At 62.8% G+C, this 26,424-nt stretch carries 25 protein-coding genes and 1 pseudogene; 16 read left to right on the top strand and 10 right to left on the bottom strand.

What is annotated here, in order from left to right:
• Window positions 1-263 precede the first annotated feature (263 nt).
• On the top strand, window positions 264-983 hold the full coding sequence (locus tag BMY03_RS11670) for a tellurite resistance TerB family protein (RefSeq protein WP_038705926.1): 720 nt from the start codon (window positions 264-266) through the stop codon (window positions 981-983).
• Window positions 984-1,162: 179 nt separating this feature from the next.
• A complete protein-coding gene (locus BMY03_RS11665) occupies window positions 1,163-1,606 on the top strand; it encodes a GFA family protein (RefSeq protein WP_081941238.1) in 444 nt (147 codons plus the stop codon).
• Between the two features lie 314 nt (window positions 1,607-1,920).
• Here the strand turns inward: BMY03_RS11665 and BMY03_RS11660 are convergent, their stop codons facing one another.
• Window positions 1,921-2,985, bottom strand: coding sequence for an SDR family oxidoreductase (locus BMY03_RS11660; protein ID WP_094011135.1), 1,065 nt, complete (start codon window positions 2,983-2,985; stop codon window positions 1,921-1,923).
• Between the two features lie 73 nt (window positions 2,986-3,058).
• Between BMY03_RS11660 and BMY03_RS11655 the strand changes: the two genes are divergently transcribed.
• The gene (locus BMY03_RS11655) at window positions 3,059-3,463 is read left to right on the top strand and encodes a MerR family transcriptional regulator (RefSeq protein ID WP_094011134.1); all 405 of its coding nucleotides are present in this window, start codon (window positions 3,059-3,061) and stop codon (window positions 3,461-3,463) included.
• 110 nt (window positions 3,464-3,573) lie between these two features.
• Here BMY03_RS11655 and BMY03_RS11650 read toward each other — a convergent pair whose 3' ends face one another.
• Complete coding sequence (locus BMY03_RS11650) at window positions 3,574-3,999, bottom strand: anti-virulence regulator CigR family protein (RefSeq protein ID WP_094011133.1); 426 nt, start codon at window positions 3,997-3,999, stop codon at window positions 3,574-3,576.
• Between the two features lie 425 nt (window positions 4,000-4,424).
• On the opposite strand from BMY03_RS11650, the gene BMY03_RS27110 reads away from it, so the two are divergent.
• The gene (locus BMY03_RS27110) at window positions 4,425-4,613 is read left to right on the top strand and encodes a chromate transporter (protein WP_430310135.1); all 189 of its coding nucleotides are present in this window, start codon (window positions 4,425-4,427) and stop codon (window positions 4,611-4,613) included.
• Window positions 4,598-4,872: pseudogene (locus tag BMY03_RS27105) on the top strand (chromate transporter); the annotation flags it as partial. The gene BMY03_RS27110 and the pseudogene BMY03_RS27105, both read left to right, overlap by 16 nt.
• Before the next feature lie 98 nt (window positions 4,873-4,970).
• On the opposite strand, the gene arsH reads toward BMY03_RS27105, so the two are convergent.
• From arsH to BMY03_RS11625, 4 genes are read right to left on the bottom strand one after another with little or no spacing between them, the layout of a single operon-like run.
• Complete coding sequence (gene arsH, locus BMY03_RS11640) at window positions 4,971-5,672, bottom strand: arsenical resistance protein ArsH (protein ID WP_094011132.1); 702 nt, start codon at window positions 5,670-5,672, stop codon at window positions 4,971-4,973.
• 12 nt (window positions 5,673-5,684) lie between these two features.
• Complete coding sequence (locus tag BMY03_RS11635; RefSeq protein ID WP_023630038.1) at window positions 5,685-6,155, bottom strand: arsenate reductase ArsC; 471 nt, start codon at window positions 6,153-6,155, stop codon at window positions 5,685-5,687.
• Between the two features lie 27 nt (window positions 6,156-6,182).
• Window positions 6,183-7,466 (bottom strand): arsenic transporter, encoded by a 1,284-nt coding sequence (locus BMY03_RS11630; protein WP_023630037.1) that lies wholly within the window; start codon window positions 7,464-7,466, stop codon window positions 6,183-6,185.
• A 21-nt stretch (window positions 7,467-7,487) separates the two neighbouring features.
• Window positions 7,488-7,835, bottom strand: a complete 348-nt coding sequence (locus tag BMY03_RS11625; RefSeq protein WP_094011131.1) for a metalloregulator ArsR/SmtB family transcription factor — start codon at window positions 7,833-7,835, stop codon at window positions 7,488-7,490.
• Between the two features lie 217 nt (window positions 7,836-8,052).
• Between BMY03_RS11625 and BMY03_RS11620 the strand changes: the two genes are divergently transcribed.
• The 11 genes from BMY03_RS11620 to BMY03_RS11570 all read left to right on the top strand — a co-directional run bounded on the left by BMY03_RS11620 (window position 8,053) and on the right by BMY03_RS11570 (window position 21,882).
• Window positions 8,053-9,294 (top strand): MFS transporter, encoded by a 1,242-nt coding sequence (locus BMY03_RS11620; protein ID WP_371041465.1) that lies wholly within the window; start codon window positions 8,053-8,055, stop codon window positions 9,292-9,294.
• A 137-nt stretch (window positions 9,295-9,431) separates the two neighbouring features.
• Window positions 9,432-11,282, top strand: coding sequence for an ABC transporter ATP-binding protein (locus tag BMY03_RS11615; protein WP_094011130.1), 1,851 nt, complete (start codon window positions 9,432-9,434; stop codon window positions 11,280-11,282).
• Window positions 11,283-11,428: 146 nt separating this feature from the next.
• The gene (locus tag BMY03_RS11610; RefSeq protein WP_094011129.1) at window positions 11,429-12,262 is read left to right on the top strand and encodes a phytanoyl-CoA dioxygenase family protein; all 834 of its coding nucleotides are present in this window, start codon (window positions 11,429-11,431) and stop codon (window positions 12,260-12,262) included.
• Between the two features lie 13 nt (window positions 12,263-12,275).
• The gene (locus BMY03_RS11605) at window positions 12,276-12,692 is read left to right on the top strand and encodes a RidA family protein (RefSeq protein ID WP_094011128.1); all 417 of its coding nucleotides are present in this window, start codon (window positions 12,276-12,278) and stop codon (window positions 12,690-12,692) included.
• A 136-nt stretch (window positions 12,693-12,828) separates the two neighbouring features.
• Window positions 12,829-13,533: a TetR/AcrR family transcriptional regulator gene (locus BMY03_RS11600; RefSeq protein WP_094011127.1), complete on the top strand. Its 705-nt coding sequence runs from the start codon at window positions 12,829-12,831 to the stop codon at window positions 13,531-13,533.
• Between the two features lie 210 nt (window positions 13,534-13,743).
• Window positions 13,744-15,231: a flavin monoamine oxidase family protein gene (locus BMY03_RS11595; protein ID WP_094011250.1), complete on the top strand. Its 1,488-nt coding sequence runs from the start codon at window positions 13,744-13,746 to the stop codon at window positions 15,229-15,231.
• Entirely contained in the window at window positions 15,228-15,896 is a 669-nt protein-coding gene (locus BMY03_RS11590; RefSeq protein ID WP_094011126.1) for a c-type cytochrome, read from the top strand. Before BMY03_RS11595 ends, BMY03_RS11590 begins: the two co-directional genes overlap by 4 nt.
• Before the next feature lie 194 nt (window positions 15,897-16,090).
• The gene (locus BMY03_RS11585) at window positions 16,091-17,590 is read left to right on the top strand and encodes a flavin-containing monooxygenase (RefSeq protein WP_094011125.1); all 1,500 of its coding nucleotides are present in this window, start codon (window positions 16,091-16,093) and stop codon (window positions 17,588-17,590) included.
• A 72-nt stretch (window positions 17,591-17,662) separates the two neighbouring features.
• Entirely contained in the window at window positions 17,663-19,306 is a 1,644-nt protein-coding gene (locus BMY03_RS11580; protein ID WP_201755098.1) for a 3-(methylthio)propionyl-CoA ligase, read from the top strand.
• Window positions 19,303-20,253: an alpha/beta hydrolase gene (locus BMY03_RS11575; RefSeq protein WP_094011124.1), complete on the top strand. Its 951-nt coding sequence runs from the start codon at window positions 19,303-19,305 to the stop codon at window positions 20,251-20,253. Before BMY03_RS11580 ends, BMY03_RS11575 begins: the two co-directional genes overlap by 4 nt.
• Before the next feature lie 48 nt (window positions 20,254-20,301).
• Window positions 20,302-21,882, top strand: a complete 1,581-nt coding sequence (locus tag BMY03_RS11570; RefSeq protein ID WP_094011123.1) for a GMC family oxidoreductase — start codon at window positions 20,302-20,304, stop codon at window positions 21,880-21,882.
• A 198-nt stretch (window positions 21,883-22,080) separates the two neighbouring features.
• Here the strand turns inward: BMY03_RS11570 and BMY03_RS11565 are convergent, their stop codons facing one another.
• The 4 genes from BMY03_RS11565 to BMY03_RS11550 are packed head-to-tail and all read right to left on the bottom strand — an operon-like array spanning window position 22,081 to window position 26,381.
• A complete protein-coding gene (locus BMY03_RS11565; RefSeq protein ID WP_094011122.1) occupies window positions 22,081-23,505 on the bottom strand; it encodes a coniferyl aldehyde dehydrogenase in 1,425 nt (474 codons plus the stop codon).
• Between the two features lie 54 nt (window positions 23,506-23,559).
• Window positions 23,560-24,201, bottom strand: a complete 642-nt coding sequence (locus BMY03_RS11560; RefSeq protein WP_094011121.1) for a hypothetical protein — start codon at window positions 24,199-24,201, stop codon at window positions 23,560-23,562.
• Window positions 24,202-24,233: 32 nt separating this feature from the next.
• The gene (locus tag BMY03_RS11555) at window positions 24,234-24,887 is read right to left on the bottom strand and encodes a c-type cytochrome (RefSeq protein ID WP_094011120.1); all 654 of its coding nucleotides are present in this window, start codon (window positions 24,885-24,887) and stop codon (window positions 24,234-24,236) included.
• 9 nt (window positions 24,888-24,896) lie between these two features.
• Entirely contained in the window at window positions 24,897-26,381 is a 1,485-nt protein-coding gene (locus BMY03_RS11550; RefSeq protein ID WP_094011119.1) for a flavin monoamine oxidase family protein, read from the bottom strand.
• Between the last annotated feature and the right edge of the window lie 43 nt (window positions 26,382-26,424).

The following is a 26,424-nucleotide window of genomic DNA, read 5'->3' as shown; positions in this document are numbered from 1 at the left end:
GCGGGTCTCGGTCCATCGGCCGCTGCAATCAGCGAGCAAGCACCTCAGCTGCGGGGGCGCAATGATAAAGCGCGGCAACGGATCAGGCGAGCAGGAATACGGCCTTTTGCCATCACCCTTGCGCAGGCGCTATTGCCCTCCCTCAATCCGAGCAAAGACAACGCATTGAGCTGAACGCCCCATTGGTCAGGCGATCATGGTGGATCGCCTTCAGGGGGCTATCGTTGCTTGTCTGGGCGACCACGACCGACGAGGGCGGTGCCATGAATACCAGTGATCTACTCGAACAGCTGCTGCGGGCCGGACAAGCTTCGCAGACGCAACAAGGGAGCGGCGGCAGGTCATCGCAAGACAGCCAGGGTGGCTTGGGTGGATTGCTTGGCGGCCTGCTTGGCGGTGGCGGTTCGACGGCTGGGGGCGGCCTTGGTGGTTTGCTGGGCGGTCTGTTGGGCGGCGCTGGCAGCAACACTGGCGGCTCTACCCAGGGGCGTTCCGCAGGCGGTGTCAATTACGCGGCCCTGGCGTCGCTGGGGATGATGGCATTCAAGGCCTATCAGAGCTGGCAGCGCAGCCAGGCGGCAGCCCCGCAGCAGGCGGTCCGCACGGTGGATCAACTGTCCGGCCCCGAGGCCGAGGATCACAGCCATGCCATCCTGCGCGCGCTGATTGCGGCGGCCAAGGCCGATGGGCGCATCGACCCGCAGGAAGAACAGTTGATCTACGCCGAAATCAAACGCCAGACCAGCGACCCGCAACTGCAGCAATGGCTGGATGAAGAAGTCAGCAAGCCACTCGATGCTGCCGAAGTGGCGCAGTCGGCGCGGGACCCGGCCATGGCCGCAGAAATGTACCTGGCCAGCGTGATGCTGGTGGATGACCAGCAGGAAGCTGAGCGGGCCTACCTGGATGAGCTGGCCGGCGCACTGCAACTCGATCCGGCATTGCAGGTGCATCTGGAGCAACAGGCCAAGGGCGTCGCCTGACCCGCCGTAGGTGTCCGTGAAACATACCTTACCGCCAGGTCCATAGGGTTTATGCTGGTCGGCCTGAGTCATGCCCTCATGAGAAGCCTTTGCGGCTATTTTCAAGACTGCAGAGGTAACACTGGGCACAGGTCCGTTAACACCTACTGTGCCTTCTCTGACCCAAGTAGAGGAACGCCATGGTTAATGAAACAACCGATAATCGCCCTGTCTACCGAGCAGCCTGCCACTGTGGAACGGTGCAATTCTCATTGCGCTTGACCGACGGCACGCGCACAGCGCGTAGGTGTAACTGCTCTCTCTGCCGTATGCGGGGTGCCGTGGCAGTATCAGCTAACCTGGGCGACATCACGGTTACCCAAGGAAAAGAGGCGCTCACGCTTTATCAATTCAACACCCGCGAAGCAAAACACTACTTCTGCTCGAAGTGTGGCATCTACACCTTTCACCAGCGGCGTTCTGCGCCTGATCAGTATGGAGTCAATGTGGCCTGTATCGAGGGTATGAGCCCATTTGACTTCCCAGAGGTGCCTGTCAGTGAAGGTCGGATTCATCCCAAAGACCGTGTAGTCGCAGGCGCCGAAGTTGCAGGATGGATCCGATACGAAAGCACCGCAGAGTGAAGGCGCAGCTTGCCTGGAGACAGCGCTGCGAGGGCGGCTGGCGCTCGCTGCAAGCAGTGCGTCTATCGTGCACCCGGCTAATTCAAGCGCATGAGTCATGACGTCTAGAGAAAGCCAATTCGAAGTTGAGACTGACAAACTTCTGGCTGTGCGCAAAGTGTCGCTAGCGCTCAGATACATCCGACAGTTTTCCCCATGGCAGCCCTTCGTGAAGAGCAGCCACGGTCGCAATCGGTCCCTCGAACAAGATGAAGCATTGCACGGCGAGCGCCATGGCATGGGCATGGTCCATGCCTATTGCCTGAAGGGTTGCCTCAATGAATCAAGTTGCCTTTGACGTAGCGCACTGTCCTCTCCAAAGCTCGCGCCATGTCGGGATGTGCCATCTGATACTTCAGTTCCAATTGCCTGCTAAGCCGCATGTCAAAGCGTTGAGTCTGAATAAAGTTCAATGACTCGGCGCTGATCGCGAATCGGGCCGCCAGGCCGGGAATTGTCAAAAGCCATCTCAACAACCCTATCGCTACATGGCGACGGGGTGCCTTGATATTCAGCGTTTTGGCGATCTGCCCTAGCATCCCCTGCAAATTCGGTGTGTGTTCATAGAGCGCCAAGACCTGCTGGTTGGCCATCGAGGGGTCGAATGCCGCGCAACTTATCATTGTTACCAGGTAATCGACGCTGACTAATGGCAACCAGTGCCTGGTGGAGCCGGGTACAGCTTTGAACCGCCCTTGTGCCAGATTTCGAATGAGTTCGGCCAAAGGTTGTCCTTCGACAATGTGGCCACTCTCGCTGTGGCCACACACCGTAGCAGGGTGAACGATTGTGTAATCCGCGCCCGTTTCCTGCATGTAACGAATGACCGCAAAATGGGCCTCGAGCTTGCTGCCTTCGTAGCCACCTGCACGGCCGTAGACGGCAGGCCAGTTCGTGTTCTCAGGGCACTCATTGTCAACCCCGATACTGGCAAGGTGGTCAAGGTTTTGCAGCATGAAGCCACCCACCATCAGCAAGCGAATGCGCTGGCTCGCCGCAAGCCTGGCGACTCTCAGCGCCCCTTGCACATTGACTTCGCGGGCGCGCTCCATTGTCAGCCCCCAGGAAAACTGCGCTGCTAGGTGGAAGGCCACAGAGGCCGACGACACGCGCTGCTTGTCTGCCTCGCTGAGCCCAAGCCCCTCTCTACTGATATCGCCCTCAACGGCATGGACACAGGCAGGATTACCACCCAGTCGGCCTACCTGCTCCCGCAGACGCTCGAGGTTTGCAGGGGTGCGCATAAGCACCCAGACCTTGTGCCCTGTCGAAGTAAGACGGGCCAGTAAATGTTGGCCTACAAACCCACTACCGCCTGTGACGAAACACTCCACGCTCATGCCTGAATCCTTGTTTGGATGATGGGCGCAGGCTAAGGTGTAGAGCCTGCTCTACAGTCAAGGAATTTTTACTGTGAACATTGGAGAGTTGGAGCGCCGGAGTGGAATTGGCCGCCATGCACTGCGCTATTACGAACAACTCGGGCTTATCGTGGCCCATCGACAAGCCAACAACTATCGCAGCTACAGCGATCAGGCCGTTGTTGACCTGGCCTTCATTCAGAACGCCCAGGGCGTGGGCTTTTCGCTCGCCGAGATTGGCGACATTCTTGCTGCCAAGCGGGGTAATACGATCAATTGCGCGCAAGGCGCGGCCTTGGTCGCCAGCAAGATGGCCGAAATTCAGTCGAAGATCACCACCTTGCAAGCCACGTATGTTTTTCTGGAAGCAGAGCGTGTGAAGCTTGAGGCCAGCGCCATTGCGCTCGGGCAGACCATCGTTCATCTTCCTGGACATGGGCATGCCGCAACGCAATAGTTCCCGGCTTAACTGTTCAGCGTGGCCCCCGCACCCTGGCGGGCCTGCTGGAGGAACAATGACAGGTTTAAAGTCATCGGCTACTTACAGCTTTGTCCAAGCTGATGACTTTAATCCAGCACGTTGTGCAGTACCTCATAGATCACACCCGAGGCAATAGCTACAAGCAGTAGATCAGCTCCGGCTTGGTGCCACTCATAGCCATCGTAATGAGGAAGTCGTCCGATCAGCCTGCTGTCCAATTTTTTGGCGATTCCGGGCGGGAGAGGTTTGCCGCGTGCCAAATTTTTCTGAATCCCAGGGGGTAGAGATGCGCCTGGATTCCAGTAATTGCGATTGTCGTTGAGGATGACCCGCACCGCCCCCAAGTCGACAGAAGGCCCACTTTGCCAGTCGTTACCGTTGCCTTGATGCCCTTGATTGCCGTGTTGGTTGCCTTTGTCGTGGCCTTTTCCTTTGCCGGGATCTGCCAACGACAATGGGCTCACGCCCATTACCAGCGAGAGCGCAACGGCGAAATTCAACTTCGTTCTCATATGAACTGTCCTTGATCATTTCTCTACTCAGAGCGTAGTCAACCTGATACCGAAGGCAATGCTCTTGAAGGGGGAGCACGCTGTCGGAATGCGAGAACTGAATCACCTTGGGTTGCCTAGACACTCTTGAGAGGCTGTTATTGGCCGATAGCAGCAAGCCACGAAGGGTTGCGTTGGGTCGAAAGTAGCCACAAGCGGATGACTGCTCTCGACCCATAGCAGCCGTTTAAAAGCTGACCGTAATCGGCCAGAAGCGGTCACTTATGAAAGCAGATGAGCTTATGGAGCTTTCTCTCAGCGTTGATGCGGTTCGGCTAAACTCGCTATGCGCATGGTTCAATAAGCCTCTGCATGATCAGGTTGCGCAGCTAGGTTCATCGTATTTCGTAACGACTTTCGCTTATCGTTGGTGAAATTCGCCACTGATGGATCAAACGGACGTGACCGATATCCTCCACGCTGACCGCAGCTGCTGGACTGTTTTCTTGATCTTTCTGCGATTGGGTCTGACTTCTTTCGGCGGTCCAATTGCTCAGCTGGGGTATTTCCGGGATGTTGTGCGTCGACAGTGGTTGAGCGAGCGCAGCTATGCGGATGTGGTCTATTCGGGCTAACTCTGTTCTTTGTTTTGCTGTTCGGGCTGCAGGTTCTGGCAAAGTTATTCCCAAGTCAGATGCTGTCAGTAGCGGCTCACTGGTTTTCGGTGGCGGACATGTAGTGCTACCACTATTACAGGCTGACCTCGTGCCTTCTGGATGGGTTGATCACGATGCATTCTTGGCGGGCTATGGCGCAGCTCAGGCCGTCCCGGGACCGTTATTCACCTTCGCGGCATTCCTCGGCGCCTCGATGAACCAGACACCCAGCGGTTGGAGTCGTTGGCAGTCAGTCGCGCCCCTTCGCTAACGACCCAAGCGGGCTATCTCCTAAGAGACGCCCTTGGCCAAAAGCGGATATTCCGGGCATCCGTCTCAGATAGAGCGCTGGTTCACACGGGCAGAGAGTTGTTCGGCGTTTTCCTTGCGTTCCGAATAGCGATCCACCAAGAACGCCTGGCGGTCGCGCAACAGAACGGTGAACTTCACCAGTTCCTCCATGACGTCCACCACGCGATCGTAGTACGGCGAGGGTTTCATCCGCCCGACGTCATCAAACTCAAGGTAGGCTTTGGGCAGCGAAGACTGGTTGGGAATGGTGAACATGCGCATCCAGCGGCCAAGCACACGCAACTGGTTGACCACGTTGAATGACTGCGAACCGCCACACACCTGCATGACCGCCAGGGTCTTGCCTTGAGTGGGGCGAACCGCACCCAGTGCCAGAGGAATCCAGTCGATCTGCGCCTTGAATACGGCTGACATTGCACCGTGGCGCTCTGGCGAGCACCAGACCTGACCTTCCGACCACTGCACCAGATCACGCAGTTCCTGCACCTTGGGGTGCTCGACAGGCACATCGTCAGGTAACGGCAGGCCCGAAGGATTGAAGACCTTGGTCTCGGCACCGAAGTGCTCCAGCAGGCGTGCAGCTTCCTCCACCAGCAGGCGACTGAAGGAACGTTCGCGGGTCGATCCATACAGCAACAGGATACGTGGTTTGTGCTCGCTGGAGCGGGTTGCCGCTGGCGCTGGATCGAACAGCGAGAGATCGAGATTAGGCAGTTGCTCGGACATGTTTCCTCCTGCTCAAAGCGTAGCGATGCGATCCAGCTCATTCTTGAGCTGCTCACGGTCGAGATTTTCGAATGGCAGCGCGAAGAAGGCCTCGCAGCGAGACTGGATTCGGGCCAGCGTGGCGCGGAATGCAGCGTCGACCGACGCTTCGTCAGCCACGACAGCGGACGGATCCTCCAGCCCCCAGTGCGTCTTCAGCGCAGGGCCGAAATACACCGGGCAGGCTTCGCCGGCGGCGTTGTCGCAAACGGTGATGACGATGTCAGGAGGGCAATGCTCGAACGCGTCATTGCCCTTGCTGCTCAGCCCCTCGATCGGGATACCGGCATGCTGCAATGTGGTCAGGCTGCGCGGCAACACTTGGCCCTTTGGGAAACTGCCGGAACTGACGGCTTCAAATCCATGAGGGGCCAGGTGATTGAACACGGCCTCGGAAAGGATGCTGCGGCAGCTGTTGGCCGTGCACATGAATAGGACTCGCATGAGGGCTCCTGCGCTTCGTGGCGGGTTTCAGAGGCTGAGGCGCAATGCCAGAGCCGAAAGGGTGATCAGTAGAACTGGCAGCGTCAGCAGGATGCCGACTTTGAAGTAGTAACCCCAGGTAATGCGCATGCCTTTGCGCTCCAGCACGTGCAGCCAGAGCAGCGTGGCGAGGCTGCCGATGGGGGTAATTTTCGGGCCGAGGTCGCAGCCGATGATGTTGGCGTAGATCATCGCCTCGCGTACCAGCCCTTGCGCCTCGCTGGCCTGGATCGACAAAGCGCCGATCAGCACGCTGGGCATGTTGTTCATGACCGAGGACAGCAATGCAGCGATCAGCCCGGTGCCGATGGCGGCACTCCACAGCCCTTGCTGCGCAAGGCGGTCGAACAGGTGGGTGAGCATGTCGGTAAGGCCGGCGTTCTTCAGCCCGTATACCACCAGGTACATACCGAGGGAAAAGATCACCACCTGCCAGGGTGCCTCGCGCAGCACACGACGGGTCGAGATGCGGTGGCCACGGGCGGCGACGGCAAACAGGATCGCTGCACAAGTTGCTGCTACCGCACTGATCGGGATACCCAGTGGTTCCAGGGCGAACAAGCCGATCAGCAACACCAGCAGCACCCAGCCACCCACCTTGAAGGTTGCGCGGTCATGGATTGCCTCGTTTGGCATCTTCAGGGCCGCGACCTCGTACTGTCTCGGAATATCTCGGCGGAAGAACAGGAACAGCACCAGCAGGGTTGCCGACACGCTGGCGAAATTCACTGGCACCATCACCGAAGCGTATTCGCTGAAGCCCAACCTGAAGTAGTCGGCCGAGACGATGTTCACCAGGTTGGAGACCACCAATGGCAGGCTCGCCGTGTCGGCGATGAAGCCGGCGGCCATGACGAAGGCCAGTGTCGCGGCGGGCGAGAAGCGCAGCGCGAGCAGCATCGACATGACGATAGGTGTGAGGATCAGTGCCGCACCATCGTTGGCGAAGAGCGCCGACATGGCGGCGCCGAGCAGCACACAGAAGGCGAACAGACGGTAGCCGCTGCCGTTTGCCCAGCGCGCCACGTGCAGCGCGGCCCACTCGAAGAACCCGGCCTCATCCAGCAGCAGGCTGATGATGATGACGGCGATGAAGGTGACGGTGGCGTTCCAGACGATGGCCCACACAGTCGGGATGTCGTGCAGCGAAACGGCGCCTGCCGCCAGGGCGATGAGGGCACCGAGCGCTGCGCTCCAGCCAACGCCAAGCCCCTTCGGCTGCCAGATGACCAGGATGAGGGTGAAAACGAAGACTGCAATCGCTACCAGCATGATGACCTCGTACAGTGATGATCAGCAGCAGGCAGCGTCACGAACGGGGCGACCGTCCATGTTCTGCAGGCGCAGGGTGTTCTCTGCCAACCATTGCGTGTTGGCCTGCAGTGTCGCCTGCAAGATCTCGTGTACCCAAGCAGGCAGATCCGGGTTGAGGCGGTAATACACCCATTGCCCTTGGCGGCGGTCCAGCAGCATGCCACTGCTGCGCAGCTGCGCCAGGTGGCGACTGATCTTCGGCTGGCTGTCGTTCAATGCGCACATCAGCTCGCAAACGCATAGCTCACCAAGGCTGGCGATCAGCAGGCTGGCGCGAGCACGGGTTTCGTCAGACAGGCTCTTGAACACATCGGGCGGGGTTATCATGGCTGCACCAATACATATGGAGATACGAATATACGGATTCCCATATGTATATTGCAAGCGCGTTCAGGCGTGCCAGGGGTGGTCAGTATTCGCGGTACAACAATCGATCAGGCTGATGATTACTATCGAGCGCCCCGCCTGTCGGCTCGGCAAAACCGTCTCTTATAATCGCCAGCCATTTTTCCCGCTCCCCGGTCCGCCCCAGGCGGCATCCCCCATGGAATCCAACACCATGTCCAGCGTCACTCCGCCGTCTCACGGCCGTCCCGAACACAGTCAACAAAGCGTCAGCCAACAGTGGCTGGCGATTCTCTCGGTCGCTGTGGGCGCCTTCGCCCTGGTCACCAGTGAGTTTCTCCCGGTGGGCGTACTCAACGATGTCGCCAGCGACCTGGGCATCAGCGCCGGCCAGGCCGGCCTGATGGTCACCCTGCCCGGCATCATGGCCGCCCTCGCCGCGCCCTTGCTGTCGGTGGGCATCGGCGCCCTGGACCGTCGCTACCTGCTGATCGGCCTGACGCTGATCATGATCCTCGCCAACGCCGTCGTGGCCTACGCCAGCGACTTCAGCCTGCTGCTGTTCGGCCGCGTACTGCTGGGCATCAGCATTGGCGGTTTCTGGGCCACCGCCATTGCCCTCAGTGGCCGCCTGGCACCCAAGGGCGTGGGCGTGGCCCAGGCCACCTCGATCATCATGGTCGGCGTGACCCTGGCTACCGTGCTGGGCGTGCCGGTTGGCACCTGGCTAAGCGGCCTGATGGGCTGGCGCATGACCTTCCTCGCCACCGCGCTGGTAGGTGTGCCGGTGCTGCTGGCGCAAGTCTTCCTGCTGCCGCGGCTCACCCCAGACAAAGCCATTCGCATCAGCGACCTGCCGGCGCTGTTCGTCAATCCACAGGCGCGGGTCGGGTTGATCGCGGTATTGCTGATCGGCCTGGCGCATTTTGCCGCCTATACCTATGTCGCACCGTTCTTCAAGCAGAGCGCCGGCTTCGATGGGCCGACCATTGGTTCGCTGCTGTTGCTGTATGGCGTGGCCGGGGTGATCGGCAACATCTTCGCCGGTTTCGCTGCCAACCGCAGTGTGCGTCACACCCTGTTGCTGGTCGCCCTGATGATCGGCATCAGCACCGCCCTGTTTCCCTACTTCGCCACCGGCTTGACCGGCGCCGCGATGCTGATCGCGCTGTGGGGCTTCGCCTTTGGCGCCTTCCCGGCCTGCGCCAGTATCTGGATGTTCGTGGTGGCGCCCAAGGATGTCGAACGCGGCATGCCGCTGTTCGTCGCCATGTTCCAGGTGATCATCGCGGTAGGCTCGTTCTTCGGCGGGCGCATTGTCGATCAGCTCGGTACCGCGGTGCTGCTGAGCCTGGCCACGGCCCTGGTGGGCTGCGGTTTTGTCGCGGTACTGGTGCTCGGGCGCAATGTCTCCAATCGGATGGCGGCGCAGCCTTGCTGACCGAACGCGGTAGATGACACCGGGCAGCAGCTGGCCTCAGGGGGGCACAAGCGGCAAGGCGAAAACCTCGATGTACGGTATGGTTGCACGATCGCTACGGCGTTGCCGATCAACGCCGCGCCCTTCTGGAGACCAGCATGCTGCGTGTTTTTGAACGATGGCTCGACCCCTTCCCGCCTGATGAGATTCCACCGCCACCGCTAGGCCTGCTGCGCTTCTTGTGGGCCTGCACGCGGGGGGCGCGCGGATACATCCTGGCCCTCGCGCTGTTCAGCGCCGGCGTGTCGATCTATGAAGCCTGGCTGTTTTCCTTCCTTGGCCAGGTGGTCGACCTGCTTCCCGCCTGGCAGGCAGGCGGCGCAAGCGAACAGGAAAGCCGCGTGCTCTGGAGCATCGGTATTGTCCTGCTGAGCAGTATCGTGCTGGTGGCCCTGCGCACCCTGATGCAACACCAGGTGCTGGCGATCAACCTGCCGCTGCGCCTGCGCTGGGATTTCCATCGGCTGATGCTGCGCCAGAGCCTGTCGTTCTTCTCCGACGAGTTTTCCGGCCGGGTCACCACCAAGGTGATGCAGACCGCGCTGGCCGTGCGCGAGGTGTTGTTCACCCTGATCGAGGTCCTGCCCGGCATCGGCGTGTACTTCATCGCCATCATCGCCCTGGCCGGCGGTTTCGCCCTGCAGCTGATGCTGCCGTTCCTGGCCTGGGGCACCCTGTTCGGGCTGGCCATGCTGTACTTCGTGCCGCGCCTGGGCAAGGTCGGCCAGGAGCAGGCCCATGCGCGGTCATCGATGACCGGGCGCATCTCCGATGCCTACACCAACATCACCACGGTGAAACTGTTCTCCCATTCCAAACGCGAAGCGCACTTTGCGCGGGCGGCGATGGAGGACTTCAAGCTCACCGGCTTTCGCCAGATGCGCCTGGTCAGTCAGTTCGAGATCGTCAACCAGGCGCTGGTGGTCGGCTTGATCCTGGGCGCTGGCGGCTATGCCCTGTGGCTCTGGCACCAGGGCCAGGTTGGCGCGGGCGCCGTGGCGGCGGTCACGGCCATGGCCCTGCGGATCAACGGCATGTCGCACTGGATCATGTGGCAGATGACCTCCCTGTTCGAAAACATCGGCACCGTGCAGGACGGCATGGCCACCCTGACCCGCGGCCCCAAGGTACAGGATGCGTCCGACGCCGGCACGCTGGTGACCCGCGGTGGCGCGGTGACCTTCGACAAGGTGAGCTTCAACTACAACGGCGAACGCCAGGTGCTCGATGACCTGAGCCTGCACATCCGCCCCGGAGAAAAGGTCGGCCTGGTGGGCCGCTCCGGCGCCGGCAAGTCCACCTTGATCAACCTGTTGCTACGGTTCTACGACGTCAACAGCGGCGAGATCCGCATCGACGGGCAGAACATCGCCCACGTCACCCAGGACAGCCTGCGCAGCGCCATCGGCATGGTCACCCAGGACACGTCGTTGCTGCACCGCTCCATCCGCGACAATATCGCCTATGGCCGCCCCGAAGCGACCGAAGCGCAGATCCGCAGCGCCGCGGCCAATGCCCAGGCCGATGGTTTCATCAGCCAGCTGAGTGATCGGCAAGGCCACAGCGGTTACGACACCCTGGTGGGCGAGCGTGGCATCAAGCTGTCCGGTGGCCAGCGCCAGCGCATTGCCATTGCCCGGGTGATGCTCAAGAACGCGCCGATCCTGCTGCTCGACGAAGCCACCAGCGCCCTGGACTCGGAGGTCGAAGTCGCGATCCAGGAAAGCCTCGACGACATGATGCAGGGCAAGACCGTCATCGCCATCGCCCATCGCTTGTCCACGATCGCCGCCATGGACCGGCTCATCGTCATGGATGAGGGGCGCATCATCGAGCAAGGCAGCCATGCTGAACTGCTCGACAGGAACGGCACCTATGCACGGCTGTGGCGGCATCAGAGCGGTGGGTTCCTGGGTGAGGACCAGGGGCTGGCGGAGACTGTGGAGTAGCACTCGAAGGAAAAGCACCTGCTGCGGTCTCCACTGCTCACATCACGGCAAACAGATCGAGGCAATTTAAATAACGATCGTTGCGTATTTTAAATTCGCTTGCTAGGCTCACGTTCACCTGCGCTCAACTCACTAGGAGAACGGTCATGCAAGACACACTGAGCAAGGCTTATCACGAAGACGGAGCGGTGTTGATCAAGGGGCTTCTGAACCCGGAGCAGTTGTCGCGTTGCCGGGAAGCCTACGACTGGGCCGTGCTCAACCATGGCCCGCATGCCACCCGCATGTTCGCCGGGACGATCCAACAATCCCACGTCGACAACGCCAACCCGTTGGCCAAGGAGCGCCTTGAGGCGCTCGTGGCGGAGCTGCCACTGGGGTCGTTGTTCGCAAATCTCTGGGGCTCGCGGAATGTCTGGTACTTCGCCGAGGAGGTTTTCCTCAAGGCCGGGGGCCAGGGCGCCCGGACGCTATGGCATCAGGACACCTCCTACCTGCCCTGGGCCGGCCACCACTGGGGCAACGCCTGGATCAGCTTCGATGCCGTACCCAAGCGCAACGCCCTGGAAATCATCCGTGGCTCCCATCGTGGGCCGCGCTATGACGGCACGACCTTCACCAACCCGGATGACCCGACCCAGCCACTGCACGGCAATGGCGCCCTGCCCCGCCTGCCGGATATCGAGGCGTTACGCCGGGAAGACCCGCAGGCCTACGACATCCTGTCCTGGGCCACGGAGCCTGGCGATGTGGTGCTGCTGCACCCGGGCTCCTTGCATGGCGGCGCACCCGTGGACGAGGACTTCCCAAGCCGACGGACATTCGTGTTCCGTTTCTTCGGCGACGACGCCACCTTCAGCCCACTCCCGGCACACAGCGATGCCGGTTACCCCCCGCAAGGCGTGCTGTTCAGCACAGAGCTCGAACACCTGGTCGCGGGCGCCCCGTTCCGCCACCCCACCTTCCGCCAAGTGGTCTGACAGGAGTTCCTCGATGAATGCGAAACCGCTCAAGCGTCAGGCCATCAATCCAGCTGCGACCCAGGCTTACTACGACAATTTCCACTTTTCCCAGGCCACCCGCGTGGGTGACCTGATCTGGGTCTCGGGGCAAGTGGGCGTCGACGCGGCCATGCAACCTGCGCAGGGTATCGTCGAGCAGTCTCACCTGGCCTTCCAGTCGCTGAAGCTGGTCCTCGAGACAGCCGGTGCGAGCCTGGCGGACGTGGTCGAGCTGACGACCTTTCATACCCACCTGCAAGCCGACATGGCAGCGTTTGCCCAGGTGAAGGATGTGTACTTTCCGGCGCGCTATCCGTCATGGACGGCAGTGGGTATCAGCCAGCTGGCACTGGAGCCGCTGAGGGTCGAGATTCGCGCAGTGGCAGTCGCGGGGTGCGGCGACGCCTGAGCGGGGCGTGCGCAGGTTGGAACGCTGCGCCGGGGCGGGATGTTTTATTCACGCAAGTTCTCTATGCTGGGGCCTTTGCACCCGCATCGACACCCGTGACCGCCCCTTTAACCGACCTCGACAGTTCTGAGCGCCCATGCCTGAGACCAAAGCCCGCCCCACAGCCGCCCCTTCACGCGCAGACAGCAGCGCGCCGGAAACCGTTGCCCGTCGCGGCAGGCCTGTCGGTGACCGCGACGCAAAGCGTGCGGAACTGCTGGAGGCCGCGATCACGGTGATCGCGCAGGATGGCTATGCCGGGGCCTCGATGCGCAAGGTTGCCAAACAGGCTGGCTGTACCACGGGCGCGGTGACCTACTACTTCGCCAACAAGGAAGACATGATCGGCGAGGTCGCACAGAGCCTGTTCGACCAGGTCGACCTGCTGCTGGCCACCAACCAGGCCTCCCTCGACATCGCCTCACTGCTTCGACAATGGCTGCAATGGGTCAACTTCGACGAATCGACCATGTGGCTCTCGTGGTTGCAATTGCTCGCCCACGCCCGCCATGAACCGGTGTTCGCCGACATCATCAGGCAGCGCTACGCGAAGTTCCGCCAGGTGTTCACCGTGGTGATCGAACAAGGGCAGGCCCAGGGCAAGATCCGCGACGATATTCCGGCCGATGTGCTGGCCGACCAGATCAGCACCATCTGCGACGGCTGGCTGATGATGATGCCCATCGAGCCGGAGCGGTTCAGTGCCAAGCGTGGCCAGGCGCTGCTCGACGCGCTGATCCTGCTCATCTCCCCGCCCAAGGTCGCGAAAGCCACGGGCAAGAGCCGGGCCAAAGCCCAGTAACCCAGCGTGTTCTGGCAACAGACTGCCTGACGACAGCTTCGCAGCGCTCGATCTCAAGAGCGCTGCCCGCTCCCCGCGAACTTCCTTCCAGCGACTCCAGCCAACCTGACCAAGCGCCGTTCAGGGGGTATTCCCTTTGCCGAAAGAGCGCAGTAGTATTTTACATAACTAAGGTTATCTAAATACAAGAACAGGTTGGCCGAGGTGCAGATGGATCAGGAAAACACAGAACTGCCATTGTCGGCGCGGCAGCGGCGCTTGCTCGTGCAAGCACTTGCCAGCGCCACCTTGATCGGCGGTGCCGCCCTCAGCGGACGGGCCATGGCGCAAGCCTTGCGAGCAGAACCCGAGCAGGTGCTGGACGTGGTGATCATTGGTGCCGGGCTGGCCGGGCTGACTGCGGCCCGTGACCTGCAACGCGCCGGGTGCATGTCCTTCACCGTGCTGGAAGCGCGGGACCGCGTGGGCGGACGCACCTACAACCACCCGCTTGGCAATGGTGTGATCTCCGAAGCCGGCGGGGAATGGATCGGGCCAGGCCAGACCGCGATCTTCGACCTGGCACGCGAGCTCGATGTCGAAACCTTCCCCACCTACTACCAAGGGCGCAATGTCTACCTGGTCGGTGAAGCCCGCTACGAGGAAGACTTGAGCAGCGGCCAGGGCGCCCATCACCCGGCGACCGAAAAGCTCAACCAGCTGTCGCGCCGGGTACCTGGCAAAGAACCCTGGACCGCAGCGGACGCCGAGGCACTCGACAAGCTGTCGGTGGGCCAATGGCTGGCGAGTCAGGGTATCGACAACACCAGCCGGCTGACCTTCGACACTTCCATCGGCCTGACCACCGGCACGCCACCCTTCAGCCTGTCCCTGCTGCACTACCTCTCCCTCATCAACTCCGCCGACTGCAGCATGGCAAAGCTCGAGGGTTTCAAGGGCGGCGCCCAGGAGACCCGCTTCATAGGCGGCTCACAGGTGCTGTGCACACGCATGGCGCAGGCGCTGGGCGATCGGGTGAAACTGTCCAGCCCGGTGCGCCGGATCGTCGGCTGGGACCAGGACATCGTCGAGATCCACACCGACCAGGGGCTCATCCGCGCACGCCAGGTCATCGCCGCCCTGCATCCGGCGCTGTGCAACCAGATCGTCTTCGACCCGCCACTGCCCGATGGCCGTGCCCAGTTGCAACGCCTGTGGCCGTCCTCGGCGCCCATGCGCAAGACCGTGCATGTCTATGCGCGCCCCTTCTGGCGGGACAAAGGGCTCAACGGCCAAGTCATCCAGGCCGACGGGCCGCTGATTCTGTCCTGCGACAACTCACCGCCAGACGGCAGCGTCGGCATCTTGATGGGCTTCGTGCGCAGCGCGCAGCTCAGCGATGACCCTGGGCAGGCCGCACGCACTCTCGCGAGCATCTACGCCAAGGCCCTGGGCGAGGAAGCTCTCGACGTCACGCAGTTCCACGATCACGACTGGGCCAAGGTCGACCCCTGGACCTTGACCTGCGTCGGCTCCATTCCCCCCGGCTTCCTGACCCGCTGGGGGCGCTATCTCAAGCCTGCTGTCGGGCGCTTGATCTGGTCGGGCACCGAGACCGCGGACTTGTGGGCCAGCAGCATGGACGGCGCGGTACGCGCCGGTCACCGCGCGGCGCTCGAAGCCCTGCAGGCACTTGCCGGCACCCGGAGGCACGCATGAAAAGGCGCACCCTGCTGCTGGGCAGTGCAATGCTTGTCGCAGGCTTGCTTGGGGTCACGGCCTTCCAGGGCCCGGAGCTGCTCGCAGGCTACAGGTTCATGAACGCCCTCGATCAGCATTACGCCAGCTATGAGGCCAATGGCGGCGCCTGGCCGCAACCGCAGGATGCCTGCTCGCTTTGCCATGGCGCTCGCGGGCAACCGCATAACAGCCTCTACCCGGCGCTCGCTGGGCAGCCGGCAGCGTATATCCAGGCGCAGCTTCAGGCGTTTGCCCAGGGCACGCGACACAGCGCGCAGATGCAGCCGCTGGCGGCCGCCCTGAGCGATGAACGGATCAAGGCCTTGGCCGAATACTTCGCCCGTCAGGTTCCGCGGGTGACCGACGCACCGGCCTCCGATGACGCCATGCGTGCCCGCGGCCACGCCAGTGCCACTACGCGGGGCTGCACCGCATGCCATGGCGAGACGCTGTCCGGCAGCCCGGTGGCGCCGCGTCTGGCCGGCCAAGGCCAGGCCTACCTGCTGGAGCAGCTCAAGGCGTTCAAGCAAGGCCAGCGCAGCGATCCCAGCGGCGCCATGAACGCTACCGCCGCCGTCCTTTCCGAGGAAGAACTCGAGGCCCTGGCGCACTACATCGCAGGGCTCGCACCGAGCGTTCGCTGACTAGAGAGATGCCTGTTTTCAACCGGGCGGCGATCGTGAATCACTATCCGTAAGGAGTTGTGCCGCAGCGACCGGAGGACCTGAGCGGGGTTGATTCGACACTAAACATAACATCTGTTGCGTAAATTTATTCCTCGTTCTACAGTCCGCCATAACAACAAGTACAAGCCTGGGCCGCCAGGCCCGGAGACCTCATGAACCATCAACATTTCGACACCTTGATCATCGGCGCTGGCCTGTCAGGCATTGGTACCGCCTGCCAGCTGGCGCAGGAGTTCCCTGAGCGCAGCATGGCGATCCTCGAGCGGCGCGCCTGCATGGGCGGCACCTGGGACCTGTTCCGTTACCCAGGCATCCGTTCCGATTCGGACATGCTCAGCTACGGCTACAAGTTCCGCTTGTGGCGAAGCCCCAAGGTGCTCGCCGACGGCGCCTCGATCCGGCGGTACATCCAGGACACGGCCAGGCAGCATGGCCTGGACAAGAAGATCCATTACGGCGTGAAGATCACCGGCGCCAACTGGTGCAGCCAGCAACGCCTGTGGCAGGTCAGCGCCGTGCATGAGGCCAGCGCAACGGTGCGGCAATACAGCTGCAAGTTCCTGCTGTGCTGCACCGGCTACTACAACCACGACGCAGGTTTCCTGCCGAGCTTTCCCGGCGAGGAGGCGTTCAAAGGGGTGCGGGTCCATCCGCAGCACTGGCCTGAGGACCTGGACTACACCGGCAAGCACGTCGTGGTGATCGGCAGCGGTGCCACCGCGGCCACGCTGATACCGGCCATGGCCGACAAAACCGGGCATATCACCATGCTGCAGCGCTCCCCGTCGTATATCTACTCGCTGCCTTCCACCGACACATTGACGGCCACGCTCTCGCGCATCATGCCCGCCCGCTGGGCCTATGGCCTGGCCCGCAAGCGCAATATCGTGCTGTATCGGGCGGCCTATATCGCCTGCCGGCAATGGCCGCGGCTGATGCGCAGGATCATCCTTTCGCACGTCCGTCGCCAGGTCGGCCCCGACGCCGACATGCGCCACTTCACCCCCCACTACATGCCGTGGGACGAGCGCCTGTGCGCGGTGCCCGATGGCGACCTGTTCAAAGCCATCCGTAGTGGCCGCGCCTCGATCGAAACCGATCACATCGAGCGCTTCAGCGAAAGCGGCATTGTGCTCAAGTCCGGCAAGCACTTGCCGGCCGACATCATCATCACGGCGACCGGGCTCAGGCTCCAGGTATTGGGCGGGATGATCGTGTCGGTGGACGGCACCCCCTATCCGATCGGCGAGCAGATGACCTACAAGGGCGTGCTCCTGGAAAACCTGCCGAACATGGCCTGGATATTCGGCTACACCAACGTTTCCTGGACCCTCAAGGTCGGCCTGGCGGCCAAATACCTGTGCCGGCTTTTCCACTACATGGACGAGCACGACTTCGATGTCGTGACTCCCCGCGACGATGCCTGCAACGCATTGGACGACGGGATCATGAACTCGATGAAGTCCGGCTACATCCAGCGCGACCAGCAGTTTCTCCCGCGCCAGGGCAAGGCCTACCCGTGGTTCGTCTTCATGCACTACGGCCGCGACAAGAAGATGCTGCTCAAGGATCCCGTCGAAGATCCGCGCCTGGCCTTCCTCCAGAGCACACGGGAAATCCCTGCCCCACGACCTTCCCGCGTCACCGGTTGACCACACCCCGTTCCCGTCCACCTGGCTACGACCAGCGTGGCCGGGGCATGACAACAAGAAAGGTAGAACCCGATGCAAGGCCAAATGATGACGCTGCCGCTGACCACCCCTTCGCTGCTCGAACATGCCGAGCGCTATCACGGCGATACGGAAATAGTCTCCTGCACCCTTGAAGGTCCCGTTCATCGCTATACCTATGCCGACGCGCACCGACGGGCCAGGCAGGCCGCCCACGCGCTGTTACGCCTCGGCACCGGGCCCGGCAGTCGCGTGGGCACCCTGGCCTGGAATGGCTACCGGCATTTCGAGCTTTACTACGCAATATCGGGCACCGGCGCGATCACCCATACCATCAACCCCCGGCTGTTCCCCGAACAGGTGGCCTGGATCATCAATGACGCCAAGGACGAGGTCGTGTGCTTCGACCTTGGCTTCGCTGCGCTGGTCGAGGCCATCGCAGCGGATTGCCCGGGCGTCAGGCACTGGGTGGCTATGACCGACCTTGCGCACATGCCAGCCATGCAGATCGCCAACCTGCTGTGCTACGAACAGCTCCTGGAGGCGGAGTCGGCGGACTTCGCCTGGCCCGTGCTGGATGAGCATACGGCGGCGGCGCTGTGCTACACCTCGGGAACCACCGGCAACCCCAAAGGGGTGCTCTATTCACATCGCGCTACTTTGCTGCATGCACTGGCCAGCGCCCTTCCGGACGCGCTGGCATTGTCTGCCTGCGAGGTCGTCGCCCCGGTGGTCCCCATGTTCCACGTCAACGCCTGGGGCTTGCCCTATTCCGCACCACTGGTGGGCGCCAAGCTGGTGTTTCCAGGCGCCTGCCTGGACGGCGAGAGCCTGTTCGCACTCTTCGAGCGCGAGCGCGTCACTTTCTCCGCTGGCGTGCCCACCGTGTGGCTGAGCCTGCAGCAGCATATGCGCCAATACGGGAGCCGCCTTCCCCGCTTGCGCCGCATGATCGTCGGTGGCGCCGCCTGCCCACCGGCGATGATGCGCAGTTACCAAGAGGAGTTCGGCATCTGCCTGCAACACGCCTGGGGCATGACCGAGCTGTCGCCGATGGGCACGGTGAACACGCCCAAGGCCTCGCACCTCGACCTGGAAGACGAAGCTCGCTTCGCCATCGGCGTAAAGCAGGGGCGACCGCCTTTCGGCACGGACCTGAAAATCGTGGACGAGCATGGCAACGAGCTGCTGCGTGACGGCAAGACCACAGGCGCCTTGCTGGTGCGTGGCCACTGGGTGATCGAGCGGTACTTCGGCATCGAGGCCAGCCCGTTGGTCGATGGCTGGTTCCCCACCGGGGATGTCGCCACCCTCGACCCTGACGGCTTCATGCAGATCACCGACCGCGCCAAGGATGTGATCAAGTCCGGTGGCGAGTGGATCAGCTCGATCGACCTGGAAAACATCGCCATGGCCCACCCTGCGGTCGCCGAAGCCGCCGTGCTGGGTATCGCCCACCCGAAGTGGGACGAGCGCCCATTGCTGGTTGTGGTGCTCAAACCCGGCCAGGCCGTGAGCCGCGAAGCGTTGCTGGCCCATTACGCCGGCAAGGTCGCGCGGTTCTGTTACCCCGACGATGTGGTGTTCATCGAGGCATTGCCGCACACCGCAACCGGCAAGGTCAGCAAGGTGCTGCTGCGCGAACAGTTGCACGATTACCACTGGCCTACCCCCAGCCAGCACGAGGTGGTGTCATGAACGCGCAGCTTCATACCCGCGAAATCGACCCAGCCGAGGGCCGCTGGAAGAACCGCCTGCTCAACCTGGCCTTGCGCCTGCTGGTGAAGTCCAGCCATGGCCTGCGCATCGACATCGGCAAGCTGCGCCGGCAGTTCGAACGGCTCGATGGCCAGGCGCCCAAGACATTCCCGACCGATGTACACCGCGCCGACGTGAACTGCAATGGCGTCGCCGCCCAATGGCTGACGCCGGCCCATTGCCGGCCTGAACGGGTATTGCTGTACATCCATGGCGGCGCCTTCGTTGCCTACACCCCGCAGGTCTACGCCGCGATGGTCGCGAGCTGGTGCCGGCCACTGAAGACCCGGGCACTGATGCTGGACTACCGCCTGGCCCCCGAGCACCCATTCCCAACCGCGCTTCACGAAGCGCTCGACGCCTACCGCTGGTTGCAGGGACAGGGCTTCAAGGCCAGCGACATCGTCGTCGCCGGCGACTCCGCCGGTGGCAACCTGGCGCTTGCGCTGCTGCAACGGCTACGGGACGAAGACACTCCGCTGCCGAGCTGCGCCGTGCTGCTCTCGCCGTTTCTCGACTTCACCCTCAGCGGCGCGAGTGCCTTGGACAATGCGCGCCATGATCCGATCTTCACCCCGGCCTTCGCCATCGGCATTCGCGGCTTCTATGCCCCGGCCGAATCCCACGGGCAGCCGGCAGTATCGCCGCTGTTCGGCCGCTTCGATGGCCTGCCGCCGCTGCTGTTCCAGGTAGGCAGCACCGAGATGTTGCTGGATGACTCGGTGCGCGCCGCCGCCAAGGCCTCGGCGGCCGGCGTGCCGGTTCACCTGGAGATCTGGAAGCGCCTGCCCCATGTGTTCCAGATGATCGCCGCCCTGCCTCAGGCCCAGGCGGCGCAACGCAACATTACCCGTTTCGTCAACCAGTACACCGCCTGGGACGGCTAGCCCGCCCGCTCGCCTCCTCTACCTTGCCACCCACTCGAGAACAACAAGATGGAATTCGACTACCTGATCGTAGGCGCAGGCTCCGCCGGCTGCGTCCTTGCCAATCGCCTGAGCGCCGACCCCGGCGTCACCGTGGGCCTGATCGAAGCGGGCCCGGAAGACCGCTCGCCGCTGATCCACACCCCCGTCGGCATGGCCGCGATCCTGCCGACACGGCATGTCAACTGGGCGTTCAAGACCACTGCGCAGCGAGGCCTGGGCGGTCGCCATGGCTACCAGCCTCGCGGCAAGGTGCTGGGCGGCAGCAGCTCGATCAATGGCATGATCTACATCCGCGGCCATCACGACGATTACAACGACTGGCACGCGCTGGGTAACGAAGGCTGGTCGTTCGACGATGTGCTGCCCTACTTTCGCAAGAGCGAGATGCACCATGGCGGTGACAACGACTACCACGGCGGCGAAGGCGAGCTTTACGTCGGCCCCGCGCATCGCCATGTCGTCACCGAAGCCTTCGTCGAGTCGGCCCTGCGTGCAGGACACGTTTTCAACGAAGACTTCAACGGTGCCCGGCAAGAGGGTGTCGGCTATTACGACGTGACCATCCGCGATGGCCGGCGCTGGAGCACGGCCACCGCATTCCTGAAACCGGTGCGCCAGCGCCGTAACCTCACGGTGCTGACCAACACCCATGTCGAAAGCATCGTGCTCCAGGGCGAACGCGCCACTGGCGTGCAGGCGCTGATCAAGGGAACTCGGGTACACCTGAAGGCGCGCAAGGAAGTGCTGCTGGCCGCAGGGTCCTTCGGCAGCCCGCATCTGCTGATGCTCTCGGGGATCGGCCCGCGAGCCGAGCTCGAACCCCAGGGTATCGCCGTCAGGCATGAGCTGCCGGGGGTGGGCCAGAACCTGCGCGATCACCCCGATGTGGTGCTGTGCTACAAGAGCAGCGATACCTCGCTGCTTGGCGTGTCCCTGGCGGGCAGCCTGAAGATGGGCAAGGCGACCTATGATTACCTGCGCCACCGTCGCGGCCCTTTGTCCAGCAACTGCGCCGAAGCCGGTGCATTCCTGAAGACCGACGCGACCCTCGCTCGACCGGATATCCAGCTGCACTCGGTGATCGGCACGGTCGATGACCACAACCGTAAGCTGCACTGGGGCCACGGCTTCAGCTGTCACGTCTGCGTGTTGCGCCCCAAGAGCATCGGCAGCGTGGGCCTGGCTTCACCGGACTCGCGTGTCGCCCCGCGCATCGACCCGAACCTGCTGGACCACGACGACGACGTCGAGACCCTGCTCAAGGGGTACCGCATGACCCGCGAGATCATCGCCCAGACACCGATGGCCAGCTTCGGCCTGCGCGACTTCTACAGCGCCGGCCTGCACAGCGATGAACAGCTGGTCGAGATCCTGCGCAAACGCACCGACACCATCTACCACCCGGTCGGTACCTGCAAGATGGGCCAGGACGACATGGCCGTGGTCGACAGCCAGCTGCGGGTTCACGGCATCGATGGCCTGCGTGTGATCGACGCCTCGATCATGCCAACGCTGGTCGGCGGCAACACCAATGCCGCCGCGATCATGATCGGCGAGCGCGGCGCCGAGTGGGTCGCCCAGGGCTGATATCGTTCAGGCCCCACGTCGCCACCGCCCAACGAGCAATCCGGCGGTGGCGTCCTGCGTGAAAGCTCCACCAGCCTACCCCTGAGGCAGCACCCTGGAAAAAAAAGGCGCCCCGAAGGGCGCCAAAAAGGGCATGACGAGCATGGGAGCAGCGTCAACGCGGAGCGACTTCGTCATGCCCGCCCAGCACACCGAGCCTCAGCGCAGCATCAGACGCAGCAGCGCCTGGGTGAGGCGACCGTAAGGCGGTTTGAGCAGGAAGCTGCCGTTGCGTTTGGCTTGATAGAAGATCGGCCGCATCTTGCTGAATGTCTGGAAACCCTCTTCGGCGTGATAGTGGCCCAGCCCCGAGTGGCCAACGCCACCGAATGGCAGGTTCTCCTGGAGCACGTGCAGCATCACGCTGTTGACCGAGACGCCGCCGGAGATCGTCTGCCGCAACAGCGTCTCGACACGCCCCTGGTCCTCATCGAACAGGTACAAGGCCAGCGGCCGTTCGTGGGCGTTGATGTAGTCCACCGCCTCTTCCAGCCGGCGATAACCGAGCACCGGCAGCACCGGCCCGAAGATCTCCTCCTGCATGATGAGCATGTCGTCGCGCACGTCGAACACCAGGTGCGGCGCCAGCTTGCCGACCCGGCGGGCGCCTTCGGCGTCGGCCAGGGCGACGACCCGCGCGCCCTTGTCGCGGGCATCGGCCAGCAGGGCTTCGACCCGTGCCATCTGGCGCGGGTTGATCATGCAGGTGTAGTCGGGGTTGTCGGCCAGCGGTACCGGGTAATGACGGCTGACCGCCGCACTCGCATGCTCGATGAACGCCTCTTCGCTGCCGGCTGGCAGGAACAGATAGTCCGGGGCGACGCAGGTCTGCCCGGCATTGAGGCACTTGCCCCAGAGGATGGTGTCGGCTGCTTTGCGCAAGGGGTAATCGGGGGCCACCAGTGTCGGGGACTTGCCACCGAGTTCGAGGGTCACGGGGGTGAGGTTCTCGCTGCAGTTGCGCATGACCTGCCGGCCTACCGCGGGCGAGCCGGTGAAGATCAGATGATCGAACGGCAAACGCGAGAAGCCGTCGTTGATACCGGGACCTGGCTGGATGACCGCCACCAGGTCCTCGGCAAAGCGCCTGCCCAGCAGCTCGGCCAGCAGCCGCCCGAAGTGGCTCGAATCGCTGGCGACCTTGATCATGGCGCGGTTGCCGGCGGCCAGGGCGCCGCACAGCGGCCCCAAGGTCAGGTAGAGGGGGTAGTTCCAGGGCGCGGCAATGCCGATCACGCCGAGCGGCTGGGCGAGCACGGCCGCACGCCCGGGCTGGAACCAGAGACCGACTCCGCGCTGGCGCGGTTTCATCCAGCGTTTCAGGCTTTTGATCGCATGATTGATTTCGCTGACCAGGCCAAAGACGTCCAGCAGTTTGGTCTCGTGTACGGAGCGGTGGCCGAAGTCGCTGGAAATGGCCGCCGCGATCGCATCTGCGTGCTCCAGTACCAGCGCCTTGAGCGCTTGAAGGTTGGCTCGACGTGATAGGTACGAGGGATAACGTGCTTCGGCAAACGCCTGGCGCTGGAGGACAAATACCTCGCGCATGCGCTCGACCGCCGGCGCGACTTGTTCAATGGACATGGGATGTACTCCGGGGTGGATTGCAAGGCTGCGCAGAGCCCGCGAACGGCTGCATCAGCGCGCGCAGCCCTTGGCGCGCTCCAGGGCGAAGAAGGCGTAGTACAGCTGGATCAGCATGTACGACCAGGTGACCAGGGCGATGGACAGGAAGATCGCCTTGGTATCGTCGCCTGGGATCGGGTAGAAGTCGTAGATGCACGCCACGACCAATCCCGATATCGCCGCGACGGTCACGCCCAGCGCATGCAGGCGCTCACCCGCGCGGGCCAGCCTGGCGATGAAATACGCCAGGTAAGCCGAATAGGCGAACCACATGACGACATAGAAGTAAGGCAATGGCTTGGCCATGAAGTCGCTCTTGATCATGACCAGCGTGCTGGCGAAGGTGATCGCGAAGATCACCGCGTCCTTGAGCTTCGAAGGCTTGTAGTTGTGGGTCACCGCCATCAGGCCGAGCACCGTGACGATGGGGATGCCGAAGCCTCGGGAGAACGCATCGCAGAAGAACGAGATGCCATAGGAGATCTGCGATTGGGTCAGCAGGAAGATCAACAGGTTGCTGCCGGAAAACGCGACGATCAACCACTCCAACCCCAGTAGGAAATTGCCCTTGCGTAGAAACTTGATTCCGTAGATACCCCCGGACGCGATCAAGAGCACACAGGTGAGCAAGGCGAAAACATCTTTGGTTTCCATAGCGAAATTCTCTTGTTATAGAAATCGGAACGTCATTTCGGCGCAGTGGCGAGCGAGGCGAGGTAATGGGCGAGCGCCTTGCGATCCGCTGGTGACAAGGTTGCGCTGATCGCCTGCATCGAACCGCTCGGATCGGTCCGCCGCCCCTCGGCAAAGGCATCCAGTTGTGCCAGGAGGTAGTCGGCGCCCTGCCCCGCCAAGCGGGGGAATGGCCCCTGCCCCAGCAGATGCTCGCCATGGCAGGCCATGCAAGCGCCCGCCGCCGCCAGCTTGCCGCCTTGCGCGCGCAGGGCCGGGTCGGGGTCGAACCCATGGTTGTCGAGCGCCGGCTGACGCGCGTAGTAATCGCTCAGTTCGAAGATCTGTTTTTCAGTCAGGCTCATGGCCAGCGGCTGCATGTTCGGGTTCATGCGCTGGCCACTGGCAAAGGTGTGCAGCTGTGTCTTCAAGTAGTCCGCGGGTTGTCCCGCCAGGCTCGGATAACGTTGGTGCAGGGAGCTGCCTTGTTTGCCATGGCACGCCAGGCAGGCATCCGCCGTCTGTGGCCAGGGTCCCTCTGCCTCGTAGGCCTGGGTGGTGGTGTCGAGATAGTCCTGCAGCCGGTACAGCCCAAGCAGGTCGCGCCCGAACAGCGCCAGCAGTACCACCAGCACTACACCGGTAACCAACAACAGTTTCTTTTTCATGACCGCCCCTCAAGCCTGACGCAGCGAAGCGAGCGCCTGCAGCGCGCCCTGATGACCCGAACGCACCGCGCCATCCATGTAGCCCGCCCAGATTTCGGCGGTTTCGGTCCCCGACCAGATCAGGTTGCCGCATGCCGGACGCAAGGACTCCCCATGCTGGCTCCAGAAGCCGGGTGGGATTGCCGATACGCAGGTGATGCTCCAGGGGTCGGCCTGCCCCCAGTCATGGTCGTGATAGCCGATTGGGTTCAGCGCTTCGTCACCCAGGGATCGTGCGTAGATTTGCGCCAGCACACGCTGAGCCGCGGCAGGTTCGGACGGCACCATGGCGTTGACGATAAAAGCGTTGATTACGCCGATTTCGCCATTGGGCGGCGAGTTGTCCCACGCCCACAGCACCTGCCCCTTCACCTCTACGGTGTGGCCATTGAGCCCCTTGTCGCGCCAGAACGGCCGCTTGTAGACCATGGCGGTCTTGCGTGCCGGGCTGTGGGCGGGCCAGGCACGTTGCAGCGCGGCCCGGCCTTCGGGCAGTGCGGGCTGGAAGCGTACCTGGTTGCACAGCGCAGGATGGATCGCCACGATGACCCGGCGTGCGCGGACCTCGCCCTGGTCGGTGACCAACCTCACCACCTCGCGGTCCCAGTCGGCGATCTCGCGCACCGGGCAGGCCAGGCGTAGCTTGTCACCCAGCGCCTCGGCCATGCGTGTGCACAACAGCTGCGAGCCGCCGACGAAACGTGTGCCCTGCGCACTGTCCTTGATCGAGTCGAGCTTCATGTAGTCGCAACTCGCCGAGTTGATCATCGACAGGAAATGCAACAACCCCATCCTGGCCGGTGGCACGCCACCGGTGAGGGTCAGACTGGTGTCCCACCCCGATCGATCTTCAGGCTTGATGCCTTGCCGGGCCAGCCACTCGCCCACCGAGAGTTTGTCCAGCTCCGCAACCCTTGACGAAGTCCAGGGGGCGCCAGAGGGCACGACCTTGGACAGTTCGCTGAGCTTGGCGCCGATGCGCTCGTCCGTGCCGAAGGTGCCGTGCAGGTCAACCTCGAGCCGCCCTTCCCCGCCAAGCACTACGGTCTTGCCCTGGTAGTAGGTCGGGAAAGTATCTATCTGGAGCTCACGCGCCAGGTCGGCCACCGCAGTTTGCCCAGGCCCGATCCACTGGCCGCCGGCCTCGGAGATCTGGCCCCCGCCCAGGTCATGGTTCAGCACCCGGCCGCCGACACGATTGCGTGCCTCCAGCACCACGAATGACTGGCAGCCTGCGTTGTGCAGGTCGCGTGCGGCGGTCAGCCCTGCCATGCCGGCACCGATGATCGCGACGTCGAGCACGCCATCATCGCTGTCGCGAACGCGGGCCGTGCCTTCGGCGCTTGCCGGCAACGCGTGCAGGCCCAGGCCACCGACGGCCGCCGTGGCGCCGGCGAACTTCAGCAATTGCCGACGCTTGAGATCGAATGAATTGGAGGGGGGCTTTTCAGCCATTTCGCATACCTCGCACGGTTGTAGTTTGAGCACGCGCCTTCGG

Origin of the sequence: Pseudomonas soli, assembly GCF_900110655.1 — a bacterium.
Taxonomy (GTDB): domain Bacteria; phylum Pseudomonadota; class Gammaproteobacteria; order Pseudomonadales; family Pseudomonadaceae; genus Aquipseudomonas; species Aquipseudomonas soli.
The sequence above is the reverse complement of the archived record's forward strand: the minus strand, read 5'-3'. Positions and strand labels throughout refer to the sequence as shown.